We start from the raw sequence: 23,560 nt of genomic DNA, 5'->3' as shown, positions 1-23,560 counted from the left end.
TTGGTGGAGATCGATCCCAGCCTCATCGCGCCCCCGGAATGGAAGGCCACGGTCGTGGGTCACCATCGGCTGCGCCACGACCTGGCGGTGATCCGCCTGATCGGCGAGTTCGTGCCGTTCACCGCGGGGCAGTCGGTGGAGGTGCGGGTGCCGCAGCATCCGGAGGTACGCCGCCGGTTGTCGCCCGCGCTGCCGCCGTCGCTGGACGGCAAGCTGGAATTCCATGTGCGCACCGTGCCGGGCGGCTGGCTGAGCAGCACCCTGGTCACCGAGACGCGGGCGGGCGACGAGTGGCGCATCACCGCGCCCGCGGGCATGTTCCAGGTAGACCCGGAGGGCGACGAGATCGTCATGATCGCGGGCGGCACCGGGCTGGCCCCGATGCGCTCGCAGATCTTGGAGCTGGCCCGGCATCCGGAGCCGCCCCCCACCTATCTGTTCTTCGGCGGGCACAGCCCCCGCGACCTCTACGCCTCCGACATGCTGACGCTGCTGGCCGAGGAATTGCCCTGGCTGACAGTCGTTCCCGTCGTCGAGAGCCTGCGGGACCCGGGCTGGACCGACGACTGGTACGAGCACTCGCGGGTCGATATCGGCTTCGCTCCGGAAGACCTGTTGCAGGGCACGCTGGCCGAGGTGGTCGGCACACACGGTGCCTTCGCGAACCATCAGGTGCTGGTCTGCGGTTCGCCCGCGATGGTGCACGCCACGGTGAACCGGTTGCTGGAGACCGGCACCCCGCCGGAACGCATCCAGTTCGAAGGTCTCCAGTAAGGAGACACCATCGCGGTAGCGATTCCGTGCGGGCCGGCGGGTGGGACCCTTCGGTCTCTTTCATTACGAACCGGCCACAGGGTGGCCGGGTGCCGGTCGCGTGACGAGAATGGCTGATGGCGCCCGACAAGGTCTGGGAATAGATCGCGCAGGTAGCCGGTTGAGCAGAACTAGATGTTGAGCGTGTCCGACTCAAGTTTGAGTTGACTCCCGGCCGAGCCGAGGGCAGGATTGAGCCGACCACGCTCAGCGTTGCTGGGATCGTGCTCCGCGAATCGGTGCTTGGAGCCGCAGCATGTGCGCCCGGCACCCACAAGTAATACGTCAACTAGGAGGAACCACCATGGCTCGTGCGGTCGGAATCGACCTCGGGACCACGAACTCGGTCGTCGCCGTTCTCGAAGGCGGCGAACCGGTTGTCGTCGCGAACTCTGAAGGATCGCGCACCACCCCGTCCGTCGTCGCGTTCGCGAAGAACGGTGAGGTTCTCGTCGGCCAGCCCGCCAAGAACCAGGCGGTCACCAACGTCGACCGCACCATCCGCTCGGTCAAGCGCCACATCGGCACCGACTGGACCACCGAGATCGACGGCAAGAAGTACACGCCGCAGGAAATCTCCGCGCGCACGCTGATGAAGCTGAAGCGCGACGCCGAGGCCTACCTCGGTGAGGAGATCACCGACGCGGTCATCACCGTCCCCGCCTACTTCGAGGACGCGCAGCGCCAGGCCACCAAGGAAGCCGGCCAGATCGCGGGCCTGAACGTGCTCCGCATCGTCAACGAGCCGACCGCGGCCGCGCTGGCCTACGGCCTGGACAAGGGCGACAAGGAACAGACCATCCTGGTCTTCGACCTCGGTGGCGGCACCTTCGACGTCTCGCTGCTGGAAATCGGCGAGGGCGTCGTCGAGGTCCGCGCCACCTCCGGTGACAACCACCTCGGTGGTGACGACTGGGACGAGCGCGTGGTCACCTGGCTGGTCGACAAGTTCAAGGCCTCGGCCGGCATCGACCTGACCAAGGACAAGATGGCGCTGCAGCGGCTGCGTGAGGCCGCCGAGAAGGCGAAGATCGAGCTCAGCTCCTCGCAGAGCACCTCGATCAACCTGCCCTACATCACCGTCGACGCGGACAAGAACCCGCTCTTCCTCGACGAGCAGCTGACCCGCGCCGAGTTCCAGAAGATCACCTCCGATCTGCTCGACCGCACCCGCGCGCCGTTCCAGCAGGTCATCAAGGACGCCGGCATCAATGTCGCCGATATCGACCACGTGGTCCTGGTCGGCGGCTCCACCCGTATGCCCGCCGTCTCCGAGCTGGTCAAGGAACTGACCGGCGGCCGTGAGCCGAACAAGGGCGTGAACCCGGACGAGGTCGTCGCCGTCGGCGCCGCGCTGCAGGCCGGTGTGCTCAAGGGTGAGGTCAAGGACGTCCTGCTGCTCGATGTCACCCCGCTGTCGCTGGGCATCGAGACCAAGGGCGGCGTGATGACCAAGCTCATCGAGCGCAACACCACCATTCCGACCAAGCGCTCGGAGACCTTCACCACGGCCGACGACAATCAGCCCTCGGTGCAGATCCAGGTGTTCCAGGGTGAGCGTGAAATCGCCTCGCACAACAAGCTGCTCGGCTCCTTCGAGCTGACCGGCCTGCCGCCCGCGCCGCGTGGCGTGCCGCAGATCGAGGTCACCTTCGACATCGACGCCAACGGCATCGTGCACGTGACCGCGAAGGACAAGGGCACCGGCAAGGAAAACAAGATCAAGATCCAGGACGGCTCCGGCCTGTCCAAGGAAGAGATCGACCGGATGGTCAAGGACGCCGAGGCGCACGCCGCCGAGGACAAGGCCCGCCGCGAGGAAGCCGAGACCCGCAACCAGGCCGAGGGTCTGGTGCACCAGACCGAGAAGTTCATCAAGGACAACGAGGACAAGGTCCCGGCCGACGTCAAGTCGAAGGTCGAGGCGGCCATCGCCGAGGCGAACGAGGCGCTCAAGGGCACCGACATCGCCGCTGTGAAGTCCGCGGTGGAGAAGCTGGCGACCGAATCACAGGCGCTGGGCCAGGCGATCTACGAATCGCAGGCCGCCGACGCCGCCGCCTCGGGCAACGGCTCCTCGGCGCAGTCCGATGATGACCAGGTCGTCGACGCGGAGGTCGTGGACGACCCGATCGACACGGAGAAGAAGTGACCCAGTCCAACTCCAATCCGGAAGAGCCGGTCACCTTCGTGGACAAGCGCAAGATCGATCCCGAAACGGGTGAGGTCCGGGAACCGGCCGCCGCGGCAGACGCGGTGGCCGGGAACGGCGCCGAGGCGAACGGCGGCGCCGACTCCACCGGCGGCACGCCATCGGACGGTGGCGGCGAGGCGCACGAAGCCGCGCCGGAGCCGGCCGACGCGACCAGCGTGGAGCTCGCCGAGCGCACCGCCGACCTGCAGCGCCTGACCGCGGAGTACGCCAACTACCGGCGCCGCGTCGACCGCGACCGCAAGACCGCGATCGACGGCGCCAAGGCGTCCGTGGTCACTGAACTGCTCGGCGTGCTCGACGATCTGGACCGGGCCCGCGCGCATGGTGACTTGGAGGGCCCGCTCAAGGCGGTCGCCGACAAGCTCGCCGGCGCACTGCGGAAGCAGGGTCTCGAGGAGTTCGGCGCGGAGGGCGAGCCCTTCGACCCGACCCTGCACGAGGCCGTGCAGCACGAGGGTTCCGGCCACGAGCCGGTGATCGGGCTGGTCATGCGTAAGGGTTACCGCTTCGGCGACCGGGTGCTTCGGCACGCGCTCGTCGGGGTAACCGATCCGGTGGCGTCGGCCGACGAGCCGGCGATCGAAGAGACAGAGGCATCGGATGTTGATGCCGAAGCGAACAACGACTAGTGCGACCGCGGGGCGAGCTCAGCGCCCGGAGGCGGTAGCGCAGCGTAGCCGGGTAGGGCGTAGTGCGGCCCGCGAAGCGAGGAGAGGAGGAGACGCGCGGTGAGTCAACGGGAGTGGATCGAGAAGGACTTCTACAAGGAGCTGGGCGTCTCCTCCAACGCCACGCAGGACGAGATCAAGAAGGCATACCGCAAACTGGCTCGTGACCTGCACCCGGACGCCAACCCCGGTGATACCAAAGCCGAGGAGCGTTTCAAGTCCGTCAGCGAGGCGCACGCCGTGCTGTCGGATCCGGCCAAGCGCAAGGAATACGACGACACCCGCAGGCTGTTCGCGGGCGGCGGCTACGGTCGTGGCGGCTTCAATCCCGGTGCCACGGGCGGCTTTTCGCAGGACTTCAATATCGGGGACATCTTCGGTGGCGCCGGTGGCGCCGCCGACGGCGGCCTCGGGGACCTGTTCGGCGGCCTGTTCAACCGGGGTAGCGCCCGGACCGCTAGCCGACCGCGCCGCGGGTCCGATGTGGAGACCGAGACGACCCTCGGTTTCCGCGAGGCGGCCCAGGGCGTCACCGTGCCGCTGCGCATGACCAGTCCGTCGCCGTGCACCACCTGCCACGGCAGCGGCGCGAAACCGGGGACCAGTCCCCGGGTCTGCCCGCACTGCAACGGGACCGGCGTGATCAGCCGCAACCAGGGCGCGTTCGGGTTCAGTGAGCCGTGTGACGACTGCCGGGGTTCCGGTTCGATCATCGACGACCCGTGCGTCGACTGCCATGGCAGCGGCATCCAGAACCGCACCCGCACCATCACGGTCCGGATTCCACCGGGCGTCAGTGACGGGCAGCGGATTCGGCTGGCCGGGCAGGGCGAGGCCGGCCTGCGTGGCGCGCCCTCGGGCGACCTGTTCGTCACGGTGCACGTCAGCCAGGACAAGGTCTTCGGCCGCAACGGCGACGACCTGACCTTGGTGCTGCCGGTCAGTTACAGTGAATTGGTGCTGGGCACAACGGTTTCCGTGCCTACGCTGGAGGGTCGCGTCGGCGTGAAGGTACCGCCGGGTACCGCGGACGGACGCATCCTGCGGGTGCGGGGCCGTGGTGTGCCCAAGCGCGGCGGCGGCGCCGGTGACCTGCTGGTCACCGTCAAGGTCGCAGTACCGCAGAAGCTGGACGACGAAGCCAAACAGGCGCTGGAGCGCTATCAGGAGGCGGAGAAGGCCAGCGGTTTCGATCCACGTGCAGGATGGGCAGGTTCGTAATGTCCAACGATCCGAGGAAGGCGCCCGGCTCGGGGTCGGGGGCGTCGTCACGGACCGAGTTCTTCATGATCTCGGTGGCGGCCCAGTTGGCGGGCATGCACGCGCAGACACTGCGCACGTATGACCGTCTGGGCCTGGTGACGCCGCAACGCACTTCAGGTGGCGGCCGGCGCTACTCGTCCCGGGACGTCGAGCTGCTGCGCGAGGTGCAGCGGCTGTCCCAGGACGAGGGCGTCAACCTGGCCGGGATCAAGCGGATCATCGAATTGACCAACCAGGTCGAGGAACTGCAACAGCGGGTGGCGGAGTTGTCCGCCGAGCTGGAGCGGACGCGGGCGGGTTATCGGCCCGATTTCGCGCCACCGCAACGCAGTACGGCGCTGGTGGTCTGGAAGCCGCGACACCAGCGCTAGCAGCTGGTCAGCAACAGCACCGGCCCCGGGGCCGGGTCCGCCGAAGCGCGGGCCTGCTCCCGGGGCCGTTTTGTGTTGCCGGTCGATAGTTGCCGACCGTACGCCCGATTTGCTGGCAACCGGTGCAGTTAGCTGGCGAGCCATGGTTATGGGATCGTCCGGTGAATTCGCTCCCCGCCCAGGTCATGGGATGCGGAGTGGTTGCGGGTCAAGGTAACTGGCGATCTGCACACAGTTGCCACCTGGTCGCCCCAGCGGGCGCAACCGGGCGAAACATGCATTTCGGGTCGTGCATATTCAAGGAGAAACTGGCGGATTCAGGGCACAAATGCTGAATACCAGTTGGTATTCAATGGTTTTCACATTATGCATCCTCGTTTTGACCGAATTACACGCGTGATGTTTAGACGAACGATTCCGTAGCTGGCAAACCTCCCCTAGACTCCAATCATCGGCTGCTGTCGAGTGACCCATACGACTTTCACTCGCTGGCGCGGGCTGTGTTCGAGCACGGAATGGGGTTGTGACGCACATGGATTCGCGGACTGTCGCTTTGATCAGAACCACGTTCAAGGCGGTTGCTGCGGAGGAAAGCGGCCCCGAGAAGCTGGCCCGGTCCTTTTATTCGATCTTGTTCACCGAGTACCCCCAGAGCCGCGATTTCTTCCCCGCCGCAATGGATTCCCAGCGCGACCGCCTGGTCCGGGCAATCTCCTACGCGCTGGACCGGCTCGAGGAACCGAACAAACTCCTGCCCTTCCTCGCCCAACTCGGCCGCGATCACCGCAAATACGGTGTGCAGAGCGAGCACTACCAGGCCGTGGCGCACGCGCTGAAAACCGCGATGAGTCGCTTCGCCGGCAACGAGATGTGGACCGACGAGGTGGACCGGGCCTGGGACGAAGGCCTGACGCTGATCACCGACACCATGATCGGCGCCGCCGCAAAGGAATCCACGCCACCGGTGTGGACCGGCACGGTGCTGGAGCGGCGCATGGTGCTGCGCAACCTGGCCGTGGTGCGGCTGCGGCTGGACCAGCCGATTCAATACGCCGCCGGGCAGTACGTCAGCGTGCAGGTCCCGGCGCGGCCGCGGATGTGGCGCTACCTTTCGCCGTCGGTCCCCGCGAATGCCAACGGCGAGATCGAATTCCACATCCGCGGCGTACTCGGCGGGTGGGTGAGCCCGGCCATGGTCAACCAGACGAACGTCGGAGACCAATGGCTGCTCGGCTCACCCCTCGGCGGGCTCGGCATACCCCGCAACACCAAGCGCAAGATGCTGATGATCGGCTGCGGCACCGGAATCGCGCCCCTGCGCGCCCAATTGCTGCAGATGGCACAGCGCCGGACCAACCCGAAAGTGCACCTGTTCGTCGGCGGACATCACCCCTGCGACCTCTACGACCTGCGGACGCTGAGCAAGCTCGCCGCCACCAACAAGTGGCTCACCGTCACGCCGGTCGCGGAGCACGACGAAAACCCGTGGTGGCACCTCGATTCCAGCGAACACGAGCCGCCGCTGCCCGGCCTCGAGCCGCAGATGACCGGCCAGATCGGCAAGGTGGTCGCCAGCTTCGGCCCGTGGGCGGACCGTGATGTGCAAATCGCCGGTTCTCCGTCGATGGTGCAAACCACCAAGTTCCGCCTGATGGCAGCGGGTACGCAAACCAAGAACATCCGGCACGACCCTCTGTACTGACCTGAATCCCCTTGGCCCGGGCGGTATCTCGCCGTCCCGGCGAAGGTCGGGATCCAAGCGGGTGACGACTATCCGCATGCTTTAGGCCTGGATCCCGGCCTTCGCCGGGTCGGCGAATCACGCCGCGCGGTATTTTTTGTCCGGAATGGTTCGACGGCGCCGAATATCGAATCATCGAGGACAATGCATCGGCGTTTCGCGGTAACGGCGGTTTGCCAGCAACCGACATAGCGGGTGGGTCATTCCGGCCCCCGATTCCGCGGCAGCGGAATGTCGAGACCAGCATTGCCGGGGCATCCGGTTTCGAACGAGGTTCACCCATGACACAGCGTCCGACCACCGGCGATACTGTCGCAGCGTCGAATTCGATCACAGGGACTACCCGGCGGATTTTCGGCGATACGGGGGCACGGTACTGTTCGATGGCGAGGCCACTATTCGGCCCGGATATGTTGCGTCACTGCGTAACCGATGGGACAGTCGATCACGGGCCGGTAAGCTATGCGCTGGCAAACATGATCGGAGATTCCCGTGCCTGACATCGCCTTCGACACGATGCCGTGTGCGCGAGACATCTTCCGCGAGCTGGATTCCGCCGCGGCGCGCCGCAACACGCACGCCCCGGCCGTCTATCTCGTCCGCGGCCGCTCCGGCACCGGCAAATCCACCTTGCTCGCGGCGATCCGGGCCCGCCTGCACGAGCAGGGAATCGCACTGTGCGACACCGTTTGCCATCCGTGCCCGGAATCCGATCCGGCCGGGTCACGACCCGCGTTGCTCATCGACAACGCGCACACGCTCGGCCCCGAGGAGCTGCGCGCGCTGTGCGGTCTGATCGAAACCGGCCGCACCACAATCGTCGTCGCGATCCAGCCGCGCCCGCACGACCCGAACCTGCGCGCGCTGACCGACGCGGTGTCGCGGCGCGGCCGGGTGCTCGACCTGCGACCGCTGGGCGTCGCCGATATCGGCCCCTTCGCCCGGGAACTCGGCATGACGGTGCCGCTGCACGTGGCCCAGCACATCCATCAGCAGACCGGCGGTATCCGGGGCGGCGTGGTCACCGCGCTGGCCGCCGCCTGTTCGGCCCGGCTCGACGCGAGCATCCCCGCGGTGGAAGGGGCCGTCACCCATTGGGCGCGCGCCCTGCTCGATGATCTCGCCCCCGACCTGCTGGAGACTTTGGCCGTCGCGACCACCGGCACCGGCCTGGATTCCAGCGAACTCACCGCGGTGCTCGGCGTGGAGTCCGCGGCCGCGCAGGCCCTGATCGACCGGGCCCGGGCCACCGCCCTGGTCACCGACGCCGACCTCCTGCTGGCCCCGGCGATCGCGCCGCTGCGCACGCTGCTCGGTGACCATCGCTATCTCGCCGTACAGCGGCGCCTGTTCACCGCGCGCCTGGAAGCCGGGCTACTACGCGATCACACCGCGCTCCTGCTCGCCGAATCCGGCGTCCGGGACCGGCAGTTGGCCGAATTCCTCTGTACCGCCGCGGAACACGCCGGCCGGGAGGCAGTGCGGTATTACGCCGCGGCCGCGGCAGCCGGCGCCGACCCCGATCGAATGGCGTTGCGCTGGGCCGAAGCCGCCGCGCAGACCGGCGACGGCGAGACCGCGATGCGCCTGGCCGAACCCTTGCTCGACCGTTCCGGCAGCACCGGACCCGATCTCGCCGATGCCGTGCGCATCTGCGCCGCCGTACTGACCCGGCGCGGGCTCGTCGGCCGCGCCGCCCAGCTCTACACCTGGCTCGGCCGGGAGCGCACCGGCGCGGACTGGGCGATCGGCGCGACCGTGCACTACCTCGCGGGCGATACCGCCGCGGCGACGAACCTGGCGGAATCGGCCCCGCACTGGCCCCCGACCGAAGCCAGCGCCCAGGCGCGACTGATCGCCGTCGCCCTAGCCGACACACTCGCCGAGACCGATACCGAAACCCACATCGCCGCGGCCATTGCCGCGCTCGTGCAGGCCGCCGACAGCGGGCCGGGCGCGGATGTCTTCCTGCCGTGCACCGCGGTGTCCATCGCGGCGCTGCTCTGTCTGAGTACCGGCGCGCCACAGCGTGCGGCCGACGCCCTGCAACGCGCGACCACGGGTGGCCTGCGCTGCCATCAGCTCCAGGTGCTCGCGGCCTGGACGGCCCTGTTCGACGGCGACGAACAGGGCGCCGCGGCGATCACGGCCACGCTCAACTGGGACCAGCTCGACATCCGCGACCGGCTACTCGCCCACGGTGTCGTGGTCGGACTGGCCCGCCGGGCCGGCGACCACCGGGCGCTCACCCAGGCCTGGCAGGCGGCCTGCCCGCTGTTCGACGCCGTCGACGCCGACCTGCTCACCATGCTGCCGATCGGTGAACTGTGGACCGCGGGCATGCTGTTGCACGAGGAACGGCGCATCGCCCCGCTGGTCGAGTCCGCGCACGCCCTGCTGCGCCGGGTGCACCAGCCACCCGCCTGGGCCAACATCTTCCACTGGTACGCCGTGCAGGCGGCGATCGCGGCGCACAACCCGGAGCGGCTGCTCGCCGCGACCCGCCCGCTCGACGTCGCCGCCACCGCGGGTGATCGGCACGCGGCCGCGCTCGCCCTCGCCGCCCGCACCTGGATCTCGGTGCTGCGCAAGCAGATCGTGGCCACCCGGGTCGAGGCCGCGGTGGCCGGGCTGCGCGACTTCGGCCTCGCCCGGGAGGCCGCGCAACTCGCCGCCGCCTCCGCTACCGCCGCCGCGGCCGATGCCGTCACCGCCGCCGCTCTCGGCGAACTCGCTCGCGCGGCCCGCTCCCAGTTGCGCCCGCAGCAGCATCCGGTGCTCGCCGATCCCGGCCGGGACCGGACCGCGCCCGCCGCCGACGCGGAAGCGGTCCTGAGCGAACGCGAACGCGAGGTCGCCGAGCTGGTCCTGCTCGGCCTCACCTACCGGGAGATCGGCGCACGGCTATACATTTCCGCGAAAACCGTGGAGCATCATGTCGCCCGGATCCGACGCCGGATCGGTGCGACATCGCGGTCGGAGTTATTGTCGATGCTCCGCGCCATGGGGTGTGCAGCTCACCAGCAGGGCTCGCTACCCGTGTAGTCATCGCGCGGGTCGATCCAGAGCGAAGCGAGGAATTGGGATGGCCACTGGCGTGGGCCTGCGGATCGCCGAGGACGAGTGCACCGCCGCGATCGCCACCGACGCCGGCGACCTGCAGTACGTCGTCCGGGAGTCGGTCCTGCACATGGCCGAGGACGGTGACACCGTTCTCGGTGGCCCGCCGCCGACCGGGAACTCGCATTCGATCAGTGGATTCATCGCCTCGGTCGGTGATCCGGCCGGCCTTCCGGTCGACGACGGCGAGGCCTACCGGGCCGAGGATCTGGTCGCGACCGCCCTGTTCTGCCTGATCAACCTGACCGCCGAACATCTCAGCGGTCCCGCCGAGTTCTACGCGACCCATCCGGCGCACTGGCTCACCCAGGACGTGCAGGCGCTGCGGGAAGCCCTGGACTATCTCGGCCTGCGGTCGGTGGTGCTGGTCAGCGAGGCGGACCTGCCGCCGGCCGACACCGCCGAGCCGGGGAAATCCTTCGCCTACGACGCGGCCCGCGCCGCGCTGGCGGCGGTGCTCGCGACGCCGGCCGGGACGACGCCGCCGGATCCGACCAATGCCGAGAACTCGACCGTGGTCACCGACATCATTCCGCAGGTGCCCGCGTCGGCGGTGGGCGCACAGGCCTACTCCGCGGCCGCTCCCGCCGTCGAGCCGATCGCCGCGCTGTCGCCGGCCGCCACCGGAACGCTCGCCGGCACGACAGCCGATCCCCAGACGCCCGCCGAGCAGCGCGACCGGCGTATTCCGCTGCTGATCGCGGCCGCGGTGCTGCTCGGATTGATTCTCGGTGGCATCGGCGTCGCCGTGCTGTTCCGCGACGCGTCCGCTACCGAAGTTCCCGAAGTGCGGGACGGAAAGTCCGAGCCGGTGACGGTGACCGTGACGGTCACGCCGCCGCCCCCGACAACTACGCCGCCGGCCACCACGCCCCCGGCCGTCGCGCCGCCGATCACCATCACCAGCACGGAAACCCCGGAGCCGACGACCACGCCACCGCCGCCACCCACCACCACCGAGTCCACCACCACGACCACGACCACGCGCCGGACCACGACCACGCGTCCTTTCCCCTTCAACGACGACGAGGACGTGCCCTGGGACGATTGGGACCGGCCGCAGAACATTTGGTCGCCCCCGCACCCCCCGGTACCGTCGCCGAACTGAATCGATCGATTCGGTAGCGACCAACCCGGGTTTGTGCCCTAAAGTGATGCGCTGATCGGTAAGACTGCGCGCCAACGGATCTGGTGCACGGATGTAGCTGGCACTCCTGTGCCTACGAAGGGACTTCATGCGCAAGCTGGTGGCGCGTCGCGCCGCGGTCAAGGCAGCCTCGATCGGCTTCGCCACGACCGTTCTCCTCGCTCCTGTCCTCGCCACCACGCCCGCTTCGGCGGAACCGTCGGAACCCGCGCAGTTGACCGTCGAAAACTTGCCCGCCGAACTCGCTCAGGCCATCGAGCGCGATCTGAAGATGTCCCCGGCGGAATATCTGTCGCGGGCCGCGAAGGCCCAGCAGCTCAGTGTGTACGCCCGCGATTTCCGGGCTGCCCAGCCCGAGACCTACGCCGGGGCGTGGATCGGCGCCGACGGCAAACCCGTTGTGGCCGTGACGTCCCCGGACGCGGCGCAGATCGCCGCGGCCGCCGGTTATCAGACCCGCCTGGCCCCGGTGTCCGCGGCCAAACTGGAAACCTCGCTGACACAGGTGAATCAGTGGATCGCCACGCTGCCGGTGAGCCTGTCCGACGCGATCAACTCCGTCGCCATCGACTTCCTGAACAGCCAGCTGGTGCTGAGCGTCGCCAACACCACCGTCGGGCACGCGCTGAACCTGCCCACGTTGATCGCCAACGTGAAGGTCATCCTCTCGCCCGGCGGCGGCGGTCCGGTGGAACGCCGTCCGATGGGCGGCGACACCTACATCAGCGCGCCCAAGGCGCTCAGCGATGCCTCGCTGGAGGGCGTGGACGTCTGCTCGTTCGGCTTCAACAGCACCGACGCGGCCGGTAACGCGCTCAATATCAGTGCCGGGCACTGCAACCCGAATCTCGACAAGGCCGACGACAAGGCCACCGTCTACTACCCGAACATCAAGGACATCCCGAACAGCCCCGAGCTCGGCACCTTCGTCGCGGCCAAGGTGGGCGGCGACAGCGGCCTGGACTACTCGGTGATCCAGCTGACCGATCGCGCGATCCGCGCGGGCATGGACCAGCCGACGGTGCGTGGCGCCAACGGCACCACCCTGAACATCACCGGCACCGCCGAGCCGATCACCGGCGCCCCGGTCTGCAAGTCCGGCCAATCCTCTACGTTCACTTGTGGATTCGTGGTCGCCGACCGGGTCGAGACCCAGCTCTACACCGCGGACGGCGTCAGCCGGATCGTGCGCGGCTTCGCCAGCTCGGCCTGCACCCTGGGCGGCGACAGCGGCGGCGCGATCGTCTCGGGCACGCTGGCGATCGGCATCACCAGTGGCTCCAACGCCGCCGACGCGCCGAACTGCACCGAGGCCAACACCGCGCTGGCCCCGTTCGGTGGCACCGCCACGCTGGGCATTCCGATCCGCGCGATCCTGTCCGATATCGAGGCCTCCGCTGGTGGCGGTGTCGGCAGCGGCATCACCGTCCGCACCCGTCCGATCGCCGGGTGACACGCCCGGGTCGGTAGTTCGGCGAAACAGCGTCTTTGGAGTAGTGATACCGGACCGGACCCCATATAGTTTCGGCATGCGTCTGCCACGTCTGGGAAAGTTCCGTTCGAAATCCGCGATCGCCGCCTCGGCGGCGATTCTGCTGTTCGCTCCCACAGCGGCGGTGGCGAACGCGGAGCCCGAACCGGCCCCGGCGCCCGCCCTGCCCGCGGAACTGGTCGCGGCGGTCGCCCGTGACCTGAAGATCTCCCCCGAGGAGTACCTGCGCCGGGCCGATCTGTCGCAGCAGCTGGCGGCCTTCGCGACGACCGCGCAGCGGCAGTTCCCCGAGGTCTACGGCGGCTCCTGGCTCGATCAGGCCGGACAGGGCGTGGTCGCGCTGACTCAGGGTCCCGATGCCGAAGCGGCCCGCCGGGCCGCCCAGGACGCCGGCTTCGAGGTCCGCACGGTCGCCAAGAGCGAGAACGCGCTGCGCGGCGAGAAGTCCGCGTTCCAGCGTTGGCTGGACGAGCAGCCGGAGCCGGTCGCCGCCCTGATCCGCGGCGTCGCGATCGACACCGTCAACAACAGCATCGCGGTGCGGGTCGACCAGCCCGGCCTGCCGATGCCGAGCTTCATCGACCCGTCCCGGGTCTTGGTGACGGCGCCGCCGGTGGCCGCCGAGCAGCTGCCCGAGGCCGCCCCCATCGCGGGCGATATCAACCGCTCCTCGCTGACCGGCGGCGACGGCTTCGCCTCGGTCGCGGGCCGCGCCTCGCTGCGCTGCTCGTTCGGCTTCAACGGCACCCTCGGCGGCAAGGCCGTCAACATCACCGCCGGACACTGCAACCCCGCCCTCGATCAGCCGACCGCCGTGCACGAACTCGTCGCCGGCGACAAGATCGGCCCGCAGCTCGGCACTTTCCAGAAGTCGGTGCTCGGCAGCCAGGATTACTCCATCGTGCGGATCGACGGTGACGGCGCCCGGTTCAACAACAGTGGCGTCAAGACGAACGGTGCGCCGATCGTCATCGAAGGCGTGGCCACCCCCGTGGTCGGCGCCCCGGTCTGCAAGTCCGGGTCGCGCACCGGTTTCAGCTGTGGCGTGGTCAACGCCGTCGACCAGACCGTGCAGGTCGGCGACCGTCAACTCACCCAGAGTTTCTCCGCCGACATCTGCGCCCTGCCGGGTGACAGCGGCGGCCCGATCGTGACCGGCCGCCAGGCGCTCGGCATCTCCAGCGCGTCCTCGGTCGCCGATTACCCGATCTGCGCCATCCCCGAGTTCCTGGGCGTGCTCACCGGCAATACGCCGCAGCTGTTCGCGCAGCCGCTGGACGTGGTGCTTTCCGACAACCCGGGCCTGCGCGTCAACACCAACTGACACCAGCCCTGTGAAAAGGCCGACAGCCGTGCGCTGTCGGCCTTTTCGCTTGTGTGGGGCACGCTGAAGGTATGTGTTTGGTGTTGCTCGGCTGGCGCGCGCATCCGGAGTACCGGCTGATCGTCGCGGCCAACCGAGATGAGTTCTATACCCGGCCCACCGAGCCGATGCGCTGGTGGCCGGAGGTGCCCGGCATTGTGGCCGGGCGCGATCTGGGTGCCCGCGGCGGCATCGGCACCTGGCTCGGTCTGGCTACGGTGGCCGGGCGGTTCGCGGCGGTGACGAATGTGCGCAATCCGAAAGGCGAACGCGCCGACGCGCGTTCGCGGGGCGCGCTGCTCATGGACTATCTCGGCGGCGACCAAGATCTCGGCGGCCCCGGAAAGTACCTTCACGAGGTCGCTGCCGCGCCGGACGACTACAACGGGTACCACGTGGTGGTCTCGGATCTGGCGACGCTCTGGTGGCATTCCAACGGCCGGCCCGGGCAGCCCCGGGAATTGGCGCCCGGCTTCCACGGCCTGTCCAACGGCCGTTCGCTGGCCTCGTCCGCACCCACACCAGGCGCGGAGCCGATCGCGCCGGAGCCGATCTGGCCGAAGGTGCGCGACGGTATCGACGGGCTGCGCAAAGTAGTGCAGTCCGAACCCGGCGCGCTCGAGCGCTATTTCGAGGTGCTGGCCGACCGGACGGAAGCCCCCGACGATCAGTTGCCCGAGACCGGGATTCCGCGCGACCTGGAGCGAGCCGCCTCGGCGCGCTTTGTTTCGCATTCCGCGCACGGCACCCGGGCGAGCACCGTCTTGCTGGTGCGCGAGGACGGGACGTTCGAGATGGCGGAGCGGTCCTTCGGTCAGCTGGGGCGGCCCACGGGCAGCGTGGCCTTCCGCGGAAATATCGCTCTGCCGGATTGACCCGGGCGGCAAACGCCGAGTGGCCCGCTCCCAGACCGGGAACGGGCCACTCGGATTACGCGGTGCGAGCCGCTACTTCGGCTGGTCCGCCTTCATGTTCTCTTCGCTCCACTTGCTGGTGCCGGGTTCGGCCTGCATCGTGTTGAGCAGATCCATGCCGGCGAGGCCCAGGGCGGGCGCACCGAAGGCGATGGTTCCGAGAATGCCGCCGATACCGGCGAACGCCACGATGATCGGGATCCCGACGATGACGCAGGCCATCAGGGCGACGCACGTGCCGGCTGCGGTGACGACGCCGGCGATGGTGCCGATTACCGCACCGACAGCCGTGCCGACGAAACCACCGACGGCCGTGGCGAGCCCGAACTGGCTGGAGAACTCGTTCATCGCCCGCTGGTTCTCGATGGGCGAGGCGATCGGCTTGACCTGGACCGTGTTGATCGGCTTCTCTTTGACGAGGGCCTGCTGCTCGGGCGTCAGCTGCTCCGGCGTCAGTTCGAGGACCTGAGCGTCTTCCTTGAGGACCGGCTTGACCGGAACCTCGACACCCGCGATGTTGAACGTCATCGGCAAGCTCATGACCAGATTGCCGCTGCCATCCCTCAGTTCGGCAATCTCGGTGACCTTCGGCTTCTCAGCCGGGTCGGTCGCCAGCTCCTCCATCGTCGAAAGCTCGAACTTTCCACCCTGCAGCTTCGTGACAATGGTCTTGTCCACCAGCTTCACCGAGTACTTGAGCTCGGCGGGAGCCGGCGCGGCCGGTTCAGCGTATGTGGTCCCCATACCCACGGTCATCGCACCGACGACCAACGCTGCAGCCGCCGTGGTTCTGCGGAAGTTCATTCAGTTTCCAATCCTTCATCAGAGTCGCCCGCGAGCCGTTGCCTTCGTCACGCGAGAGCGCTCATCAATCCGAAAGGTGGTTGGGCCCTTGCGGATTCTCCCCGAGCAGCGCGAAGACAGGCTTATGCAGACAGAACGAGCTGAGCGTAATCCAATCGCAGCAAAGATGCGAGAACCATTACGCCATCAGCACATTTCGGCCACGGCGGGGATAACGCCCATGCACTAAGCCTGGCCTTACCGCAGGTAGTGACACCGCTGCCGTTTACCGTGGTAATCCGCCCGGACTCACGAGGGATGGGTACCGATCCGGTGAAATTGCTCACAGGCAATTTGCAGGTCAAGCCCCAGTAAGTGGGGGTACTACGCAACTGCCGATCGTACAATGGGTCACATAAGTTACCGGTGGGTAACTTACTGGCGGTTACGATACGAGCCAACCCGTGGTCGAGCGATGACCACGACAGCTCGTGTTGCCTCGAAAGAAAGGTCGCGACATGAATGCCCTGACAGTGTCGCTGGGCACGATTGGGGCGGTGCTCAGCATTGCGTGCTGGGCGTCGTTCTTCGGTGGTGTTACCAAAGTCGTGCGCACGATCATGGTCGGCCAGTCCGCGCCGGATCGGTGGCGTCCGTTCTTCCCGCGCTTCAAGCAGATGCTCGTGGAGTTCGTCGCGCACACCCGGATGGTGAAGTTCCGCACCGTCGGCTGGGCGCACTGGATCTTCATGGTCGGCTTCCTCGGCGGCTTCATGCTGTGGTTCGAGGCCTACGGCCAGACCTTCGATCCGAAGTTCCACTGGCCCATCATCGGCGACACCGCGGCCTACCACCTGTGGGATGAGGTCCTCGGTATCGGAACGGTCATCGGCATTCTCACGCTGATCACCATCCGGCAGCTGAACCATCCGCGCGTCCCCGAGCGGCTGTCGCGCTTCAGCGGCTCGAACTTCACCGCCGCCTACTTCATCGAGGCCGTGGGCCTGATGGAGGGCCTGGGCATGATCTTCGTGAAGGCCGGCAAGATCGCCACCTACGGGCATGCCAACCCGGCCACCGACTTCTTCACCATGCAGGTGGCGAAGCTGCTGCCCGCGAGCCCGACCATGGTGTCGATCTTCGCGTTCATCAAGCTGATGTCCGGCATGGCGTTCCTGTGGTACCTGGGCCGCAACGTCACCTGGGGCGTCATCACGCACCGGTTCTCCGCCTTCCCGAACATCTACTTCAAGCGCGAGGACGACGGCGGCGTCGCCCTCGGCGCGGCCAAGCCGATGATGTCCAACGGCAAGATCCTGGACATGGAGAACGTCGACGCCGACAACGACATCATGGGCGCCGGCAAGCTCGAGGACTTCTCCTGGAAGGGCATTCTCGACTTCACCACCTGCACCGAGTGCGGCCGCTGCCAGTCGCAGTGCCCGGCCTGGAACACCGGTAAGCCGCTGTCGCCCAAACTGCTGATCATGTCGCTGCGCGACCACGGTTACGCCAAGGCGCCGTACCTGCTGGCCGGTGGCCGCAAAGACATGGGCGGCGACGAGATCGGCCTGGTCGATTCCGAGGGCAAGCCGAACGAGGCCGCGCTGGCGAAGATCTCCGACGCCGCGAAGGCCGAAGCCGAGCGGCCGCTGGTCGGCGGCGAAGACGTCAACGGCATCATCGACCCCGAGGTGCTGTGGTCGTGCACCACCTGCGGCGCCTGCGTCGAGCAGTGCCCGGTCGATATCGAGCACGTCGACCACATCATCGACATGCGCCGCTACCAGGTGCTGATCGAATCGGAGTTCCCCTCCGAGCTCGCGGGTCTGTTCAAGAACCTGGAGAACAAGGGCAATCCGTGGGGCCAGAACGCCAAGGATCGCCTCAACTGGATCAACGAGATGGACTTCCAGATCCCGGTGTACGGGAAGGACGCCGACTCGTTCGACGGCTACGAGTACCTGTTCTGGGTCGGCTGCGCCGGCGCCTACGAGGACCGGGCCAAGAAGACCACCAAGGCCGTCGCCGAACTGCTCGCCACCGCGGGCACCAAGTTCATGGTGCTCGGCCAGGGCGAGACCTGCACCGGCGACTCGGCCCGCCGCGCGGGCAACGAGTTCCTGTTCCAGCAGCTCGCGCAGCAGAACATCGAGACCCTGAACGAGGTCTTCGACGGCGTCGAGCAGAACAAGAAGAAGATCGTCGTCACCTGTGCGCACTGCTTCAACGCGCTGAACAACGAGTACCCGCAGGTCGGTGGCACCTACGAGGTCGTGCACCACACCCAGCTGCTCAATCGCCTGGTGCGGCAGAAGAAGCTGGTGCCGGTGGCCTCGGTGACACAGAACGTTACCTACCACGACCCCTGCTATCTGGGCCGGCACAACAAGGTCTACAACGCACCGCGTGAGCTAATGGAGGCCTCGGGCTCGACGCTGATCGAGATGCCGCGGCACGGCGAACGTTCCATGTGCTGTGGCGCCGGTGGTGCGCGCATGTGGATGGAAGAGCAGCTCGGCAAGCGCATCAACGTCGACCGCGTCGACGAAGCGCTGTCCACCATCGATTCCTCGCCCGGTGCGGGCACCAAGATCGCGACCGGTTGCCCGTTCTGCCGCGTCATGCTGTCCGACGGCGTCACCGCCCGCCAGGACGACATGGACGCCGCCGACCGTGTCGAGGTCGTGGACGTGTCGCAGCTGATGCTGGACGCGATTACCCGGGTCGATGCCAAGCAACTCGGCGAGAATCTGGTTGTCATCCAGCAGCCCAAGGAGAAGAAGGCCGAACCCGAGCCGGAGCCGGTTGTCGCCGAGGCGGAGACCGCGGCTCCTGCGGCTCCCGCGGCCAAGCCGTCCGGTGGCGGACTGGCCATGAAGGGCGGCAAGGCGCCCGGCGGACTGGGCATGAAGGGGGCCGCCAAGGCTCCCGGCGCGAAGGCGGCCGAACCGGCCGCGGACGAGAAGCCCGTCAAGGGTCTCGCCATGAAGGGTCCGGCGAAGGCTCCGGGCGGCGGTCTCGGCATGAAGGGCGCGGCCAAGGCCCCGGGTGCGAAGGCAGCCGAACCGGCCGCCGAGGAGAAGCCCGCGGCTCCGGTCAAGGGTCTCGCCATGAAGGGTCCGGCCAAGGCTCCCGGCAAGGGTCTGGCCATGAAGGGCGCGGCGAAAGCTCCCGGTGCCAAGGATGACGCGGCTCCCGCCGCCGAAACCCCGGCCGCCGAAACCCCGTCGGCTCCGCCGGTCAAGGGCCTCGGCATGAAGGGCGGCGCCAAAGCCCCGGGCAAGGGTCTCGCTATGAAGGGCGCGGCCAAGGCCCCGGGTGCGAAGGCTCCCGCCGCTTCGGAACCGGCTGCCACGACGGAACCGGCCGCCACGGAAACCTCTGCCGCCGAGCCGGTTTCGACTGCCGCCGAGGAGATCAAGCCGACCGTCGCGCCCAAGGGCTTGGCCATGAAGTCCGGTTTCAAGCGCCCCGGTCCCAAGGCTCCGGGCACCGCCGCCCCCGCGGCCGCTTCCCCCGAACCGGCTTCCCCCGAACCGGCTTCCCCCGAACCGGCTACCGCTGGAGACGCACCGGAGCCTGCTTCCGCAGAGCCGACCGCCGAAGCGGATCAGCCCGCCAACGGCAACGGCACCCGGGTGGCACCGCCGACCGCCAAGCCAGGCGGTCTCGGCTTCAAGTCCGGTGCGAAGGCCCCCGGCCGGAAGAACTGACAACTGAACAACATTCGGCCCGGATCCGTCTCACGGATCCGGGCCGATTTGCTTTCCGCCCCACCGTTGGGGCGTCGTGCCGCACGGTTCGCAGTCGGTCGGCGAACGACATGCTTCGCACCCCGGGGGTGAGCCCGGGGTGCGAAGCATGGAGTCAGCGGGTCAGGGCCGCGTAACGGGCCAGATGGGCGTCGCTGGTGCCGTATTCGGATTCGATGGCGGTGAGTCGCTTGAAGTAATGGCCGATGGCCAGTTCCTCGGTCATGCCCATCGCGCCGTGCAACTGGACGGCGTTCTGGCCGATGAAGCGGGCGGCGCGGGCGATGGTGACCTTGGCGGCCGAGACCGCCTTGGCTCGGGCCGCGGCCGTGCCGCCGAGCGAATGGATCGCCAGATATGTTGCGGCGATGGCCTGTTCGTGCTCCATGTACATGTCGACCATGCGGTGCTGCAGGGCTTGGAAGCTGCTGATCGGAACACCGAACTGCTGGCGCTGCTTGGTGTATTCGACGGTGTCGGTGAGTACCTTGCTCATGCAGCCGACCGCCTCGGCGCAGATCGCCGCGATCGCTTCGTCCACCGTGGGTTCGATGACGTCCCAGGCCGCGCCTTCGGCGCCGAGTAGCGCGTCGGCCGGGAGCCGGAGTCCGGTGCAGGTGAGGTCGGCGGCGAGGCGGTCGTCGATGGTGCGGTAGGTGTGCACCTCGACACCGGCGGGTGGGTCGGCGACGTCGAATTCGGTGAGGAACAGCGAGATTCCGGCCTTGTCGCGGCGGTCCCCGGCCGTACGGGCGGCGATGATCAGGTGCGTCGACAGTGGCGCGCTGGTCACCACGACCTTGGTGCCGTCGAGCACCCAGTCGTCACCGTCGCGGCGGGCCGTGGTCGCCACATCGTGCAGCGTGTGGCCCGAGGCCGGTTCCAGCGCGGCGAAGGCGGTACGCGATTCGCCCGAAACAATCTGGCGCAGTATCGAATCCGCCTGCTTACCGCCCGAGCGGCGCAGGAGCCCCGCACCGATCACCACCGTGTCGACGAACGGTTCGACGACCAGTGCGCGGCCGAGTTCTTCGGCGATGACCATCAATTCGACCGGGCCGCCACCCATGCCGTCCACGTCCTCGGGCAATGTGGCCCCGAGAATTCCGAGTTCATCGGCGAATCCGCGCCATATGGCGGGCTGCCAGCCGGGGCCGGTCTTCACGGCGCCGCGGCTGCGCTCCAAGTCGTAACGGGCGCTGAGAAACCCGGCGACCGCCTTGCGCAGGAGTTCCTGCTCCTTGGTGAGTGAGAAGTCCATCAGAGCCCCAATGCTGCTTTGGCGAGGATGTTTCGCTGAATTTCGTTGCTGCCCGCGTAGATTGAGCCGGCCCGGTCGTTGAAGTAGTGCAGCGGCGCGACCGCCTGCCAGTCCGCGCCGCTGACGTAACCGTCCGCCGGTGCGGTGTATTCGGTGACCGGTCCACCCGGCATGGCCGCGTGCGGCTGGTAGACCCGGCCGCGCGGTCCCGCCGCCTCCAGCTTCAGTTCGGTCAGTTTCTGGCTCAGTTCGGTGCCGAGCACCTTGAGCATCGAGGAAGCCGGGCCCGGGTTCTTACCGTGGGCCATCGCCGAAAGTGTGCGGTATTCCAGGATTTCGAGCACCTCGGTCCGAATCCTGGCCTCGGCCAGTTTCCGGGCGAACGCCGGATCATCGATCAGCGGATTGCCGTCCGGCCCGGTCTGTTCCGCGGCCACGGCGGCGATATCCTCCGCCATCACCTGAAGGAACGGCGACAACGCGCCGCCGCGCTCGTGAATGAGCAGATACTTCGCGACCGTCCAGCCCTCGTCGATCCGGCCCAGTACGTTGGCTTTCGGCACTCGCACGTTGTCGAAGAAGACCTGGTTCTGCACTTCTTCGCCGGAAGTCATGACCAGTGGCCGGATTTCGATTCCCGGGGTGGTCATGTCGATGAGCAGGAACGTGATGCCCTGCTGTTTCTTGCCTTCGCGCGAGGTGCGCACCAGGCAGAAGATCCAGTTGGCCTCGGTCGCGTGCGTCGTCCAGATCTTGCTGCCGGTGCAGATCAGGTCATCGCCGTCCTCGATCGCGGCCATGCTCAGCGAGGCGAGGTCGGATCCCGACTCCGGCTCGGAGTACCCCTGGCAGAAGAACACTTCTCCGGTCAGGATGCGCGGCAGGAAGTACGCCTGCTGTTCCGGGGTGCCGAACGCGATGATCGCGTGCGCCACCATCCGGATGCCCATCGGCGACAGCATCGGCGCGCCGGCGAGCGTCAGTTCCCGCCCGAAGATGTAGTGCTGGGTCAAGCTCCATGGTTGCCCGCCGAACTCCACCGGCCAGGCCGGCGCCACCCACCCTTTGGCGTGCAGGATGTGCTGCCACTCCATGCTCGCCGCATGATCGGGATACACACTCGTCGCCAACCGCCCGGCCCGCCGCAACTCCGGCGTCAACTTCGCCTCGAGGAAGCTCCGAACCTCATCCCGGAAGGCCAGATCTTCAGCTGACCAGTCGTATTCCATCTGCCCTCCCAGAGGGGTTGCCACACTGCATCACCGCAGGCCAGAACCGGCCCACCAGCCGTCAATGTAAGCCCGCCCACCCCCGAAATCAAACTGATGCCACCCGCCCGCAGTTAACCAGGCATTCTGCGCCGATGCGCTATGGTCACTGCTTACATAGCCAACCGCTATTTACACATATGGTCTTTTGAGCGACCATATAATGATGGAGGAGCTCACAACGGCCCAGGCAGCAGAACTTCTGCAAGTAACGCAGCGTCAGGCAGCTCGTTTGGCCGCAGCCGGACATCTCGAAATCTCTCGTCGTGCCGGGCGAACTCTTCTCCTCGAGGCAGAGTCGGTGCACCGGCTTGTCCAAGAGCACCGGCGCCCGGGGCGGCCCTGGACTGAACGGATCGCGTGGGCAGCGCTGGCGACGCTATCCGGAGACAACCCCACCTGGATCACAGCGGCCCAACGACTCCGTCTGACGCATCGCTTGGCCGGCACCGGTCCTGAAGACCTCGCTTATCTGGCCCGCAACCGCGCCCAGGTACGCCGGTTCTACTGTCATCCAGCCTTGATAGACGAACTCGCCGAATACATAGCTCCCTCAGGGGCTTTTGCCCTCGGTGCGCGCGAACAACGCGCACATGGGTTGACCAACGCCACCGCCGCTCTGGATGGCTACGTTGCCGCAGACACCGTTGCGGCCGTGATCGAGGAATTCAGTCTGCTCGACGATCCCGCTGGGCCGGTAACCCTGCGGGTCGTCAGCCATGAGCACGCATTCGCTGGGGGAAAGACTCCGCGTGCCGCGATCGCGCTCGATCTCGCCGCATCGCTCGACACCCGAGAACGTTCAGCGGGTCTGCGCGATCTCGCCGAGCTTCTCGATAAAATGACGGTCCAGTGACCGGCCACCGCGAACGACCGCTCTGGCAGATCCCTACGCCGAGCGGCGGGTGGGGGCCGCCTTGGGCCCAGGTCGCCGAGCGAACAGCCCCGGTGCACCGCTTCGCCCGCGGGCCGGAATGCATCGACGTGATGGTCGCGGATCACTTGGCTCCGAGCTGTCAGCCCGTCGTCGGTGCTCGCCAGGTCTTCCAGGTACCAGCCGGAACATCGGCATTGCGAAAGACCGTCAACTGCATGGTCGACCTGGAGCAAGACAGTTCGATGACTCTCAGCATTCCCGATGTTCCCGGCGCGCTGATACTGAAATCACCACGCACCGACGCCGCCAGAATGACAGGTAGCGATCAAAGCCGAATCCGCGCGATCGCGACCGATTTGTCGCAGCCCAGTCACGCATCGTGGCGCGTGGTCCCGCCGGCGTTCCGGCGCAAGGGCCTCGCTGCGCTCGAAGTCCTCGCGACGCACCGCGCGCAACGGGTACCGGTCATGCGCCGTCCGGGCGGGCCGATGCCCCGGCAATAGGTGACT

Annotated in this window: 17 protein-coding genes; 14 read left to right on the top strand and 3 right to left on the bottom strand. The window is 67.5% G+C overall.

The window, feature by feature from the left end; genetic code table 11:
- Positions 1 to 3 precede the first annotated feature (3 nt).
- The 11 genes from BJ987_RS07180 (at position 4) to BJ987_RS07130 (ending at position 15,068) form a co-directional block, all read left to right on the top strand.
- Positions 4 to 774 carry an FAD-binding oxidoreductase gene (locus BJ987_RS07180; RefSeq protein WP_307869524.1) on the top strand — a complete coding sequence of 257 codons (771 nt, stop codon included), beginning with the start codon at positions 4 to 6 and terminating at the stop codon, positions 772 to 774.
- Positions 775 to 1,117: 343 nt separating this feature from the next.
- Positions 1,118 to 2,965, top strand: coding sequence for a molecular chaperone DnaK (dnaK, locus tag BJ987_RS07175; RefSeq protein WP_209885881.1), 1,848 nt, complete (start codon positions 1,118 to 1,120; stop codon positions 2,963 to 2,965).
- On the top strand, positions 2,962 to 3,657 hold the full coding sequence (gene grpE, locus BJ987_RS07170) for a nucleotide exchange factor GrpE (protein WP_209885879.1): 696 nt from the start codon (positions 2,962 to 2,964) through the stop codon (positions 3,655 to 3,657). Before dnaK ends, grpE begins: the two co-directional genes overlap by 4 nt.
- Positions 3,658 to 3,756: 99 nt before the next feature.
- A complete protein-coding gene (gene dnaJ / locus BJ987_RS07165) occupies positions 3,757 to 4,917 on the top strand; it encodes a molecular chaperone DnaJ (protein ID WP_209885876.1) in 1,161 nt (386 codons plus the stop codon).
- The gene (locus tag BJ987_RS07160) at positions 4,917 to 5,330 is read left to right on the top strand and encodes a heat shock protein transcriptional repressor HspR (RefSeq protein WP_209885873.1); all 414 of its coding nucleotides are present in this window, start codon (positions 4,917 to 4,919) and stop codon (positions 5,328 to 5,330) included. The genes dnaJ and BJ987_RS07160 overlap by 1 nt, the downstream gene beginning before the upstream one ends.
- Before the next feature lie 532 nt (positions 5,331 to 5,862).
- A complete protein-coding gene (locus BJ987_RS07155) occupies positions 5,863 to 7,032 on the top strand; it encodes a globin domain-containing protein (RefSeq protein WP_209885870.1) in 1,170 nt (389 codons plus the stop codon).
- A gap of 531 nt (positions 7,033 to 7,563) precedes the next feature.
- Positions 7,564 to 10,116 carry a LuxR C-terminal-related transcriptional regulator gene (locus BJ987_RS07150; RefSeq protein ID WP_209885867.1) on the top strand — a complete coding sequence of 851 codons (2,553 nt, stop codon included), beginning with the start codon at positions 7,564 to 7,566 and terminating at the stop codon, positions 10,114 to 10,116.
- Between the two features lie 40 nt (positions 10,117 to 10,156).
- Positions 10,157 to 11,299 (top strand): hypothetical protein, encoded by a 1,143-nt coding sequence (locus BJ987_RS07145; RefSeq protein ID WP_209885865.1) that lies wholly within the window; start codon positions 10,157 to 10,159, stop codon positions 11,297 to 11,299.
- A gap of 127 nt (positions 11,300 to 11,426) precedes the next feature.
- Positions 11,427 to 12,791, top strand: a complete 1,365-nt coding sequence (locus BJ987_RS07140; RefSeq protein WP_209885862.1) for a S1 family peptidase — start codon at positions 11,427 to 11,429, stop codon at positions 12,789 to 12,791.
- Between the two features lie 76 nt (positions 12,792 to 12,867).
- On the top strand, positions 12,868 to 14,154 hold the full coding sequence (locus tag BJ987_RS07135; protein ID WP_209885859.1) for a trypsin-like serine protease: 1,287 nt from the start codon (positions 12,868 to 12,870) through the stop codon (positions 14,152 to 14,154).
- Between the two features lie 71 nt (positions 14,155 to 14,225).
- Positions 14,226 to 15,068 (top strand): NRDE family protein, encoded by an 843-nt coding sequence (locus tag BJ987_RS07130; protein WP_209885855.1) that lies wholly within the window; start codon positions 14,226 to 14,228, stop codon positions 15,066 to 15,068.
- A gap of 72 nt (positions 15,069 to 15,140) precedes the next feature.
- Here the strand turns inward: BJ987_RS07130 and BJ987_RS07125 are convergent, their stop codons facing one another.
- Positions 15,141 to 15,878, bottom strand: coding sequence for a DUF8020 domain-containing protein (locus tag BJ987_RS07125; RefSeq protein ID WP_245365852.1), 738 nt, complete (start codon positions 15,876 to 15,878; stop codon positions 15,141 to 15,143).
- 530 nt (positions 15,879 to 16,408) lie between these two features.
- Between BJ987_RS07125 and BJ987_RS07120 the strand changes: the two genes are divergently transcribed.
- Positions 16,409 to 19,606 carry a (Fe-S)-binding protein gene (locus BJ987_RS07120; protein ID WP_209885848.1) on the top strand — a complete coding sequence of 1,066 codons (3,198 nt, stop codon included), beginning with the start codon at positions 16,409 to 16,411 and terminating at the stop codon, positions 19,604 to 19,606.
- A gap of 154 nt (positions 19,607 to 19,760) precedes the next feature.
- On the opposite strand, the gene BJ987_RS07115 is transcribed toward BJ987_RS07120, so the two are convergent.
- The gene (locus BJ987_RS07115; protein WP_209885845.1) at positions 19,761 to 20,906 is read right to left on the bottom strand and encodes an acyl-CoA dehydrogenase family protein; all 1,146 of its coding nucleotides are present in this window, start codon (positions 20,904 to 20,906) and stop codon (positions 19,761 to 19,763) included.
- Positions 20,906 to 22,135 carry an acyl-CoA dehydrogenase family protein gene (locus tag BJ987_RS07110; RefSeq protein ID WP_209885842.1) on the bottom strand — a complete coding sequence of 410 codons (1,230 nt, stop codon included), beginning with the start codon at positions 22,133 to 22,135 and terminating at the stop codon, positions 20,906 to 20,908. Before BJ987_RS07110 ends, BJ987_RS07115 begins: the two co-directional genes overlap by 1 nt.
- A 205-nt stretch (positions 22,136 to 22,340) precedes the next feature.
- Between BJ987_RS07110 and BJ987_RS07105 the strand changes: the two genes are divergently transcribed.
- Together BJ987_RS07105 and BJ987_RS07100 are read left to right on the top strand one after the other, a co-directional pair.
- Entirely contained in the window at positions 22,341 to 23,030 is a 690-nt protein-coding gene (locus BJ987_RS07105) for a hypothetical protein (RefSeq protein ID WP_209885838.1), read from the top strand.
- A 236-nt stretch (positions 23,031 to 23,266) separates the two neighbouring features.
- Positions 23,267 to 23,554: a hypothetical protein gene (locus BJ987_RS07100; protein WP_209885835.1), complete on the top strand. Its 288-nt coding sequence runs from the start codon at positions 23,267 to 23,269 to the stop codon at positions 23,552 to 23,554.
- Positions 23,555 to 23,560 lie beyond the last annotated feature (6 nt).

Origin of the sequence: Nocardia goodfellowii (genome assembly GCF_017875645.1) — a bacterium.
In the GTDB taxonomy this organism is placed as follows: domain Bacteria; phylum Actinomycetota; class Actinomycetes; order Mycobacteriales; family Mycobacteriaceae; genus Nocardia; species Nocardia goodfellowii.
This window is presented reverse-complemented; position numbering and strand designations above follow the sequence as displayed.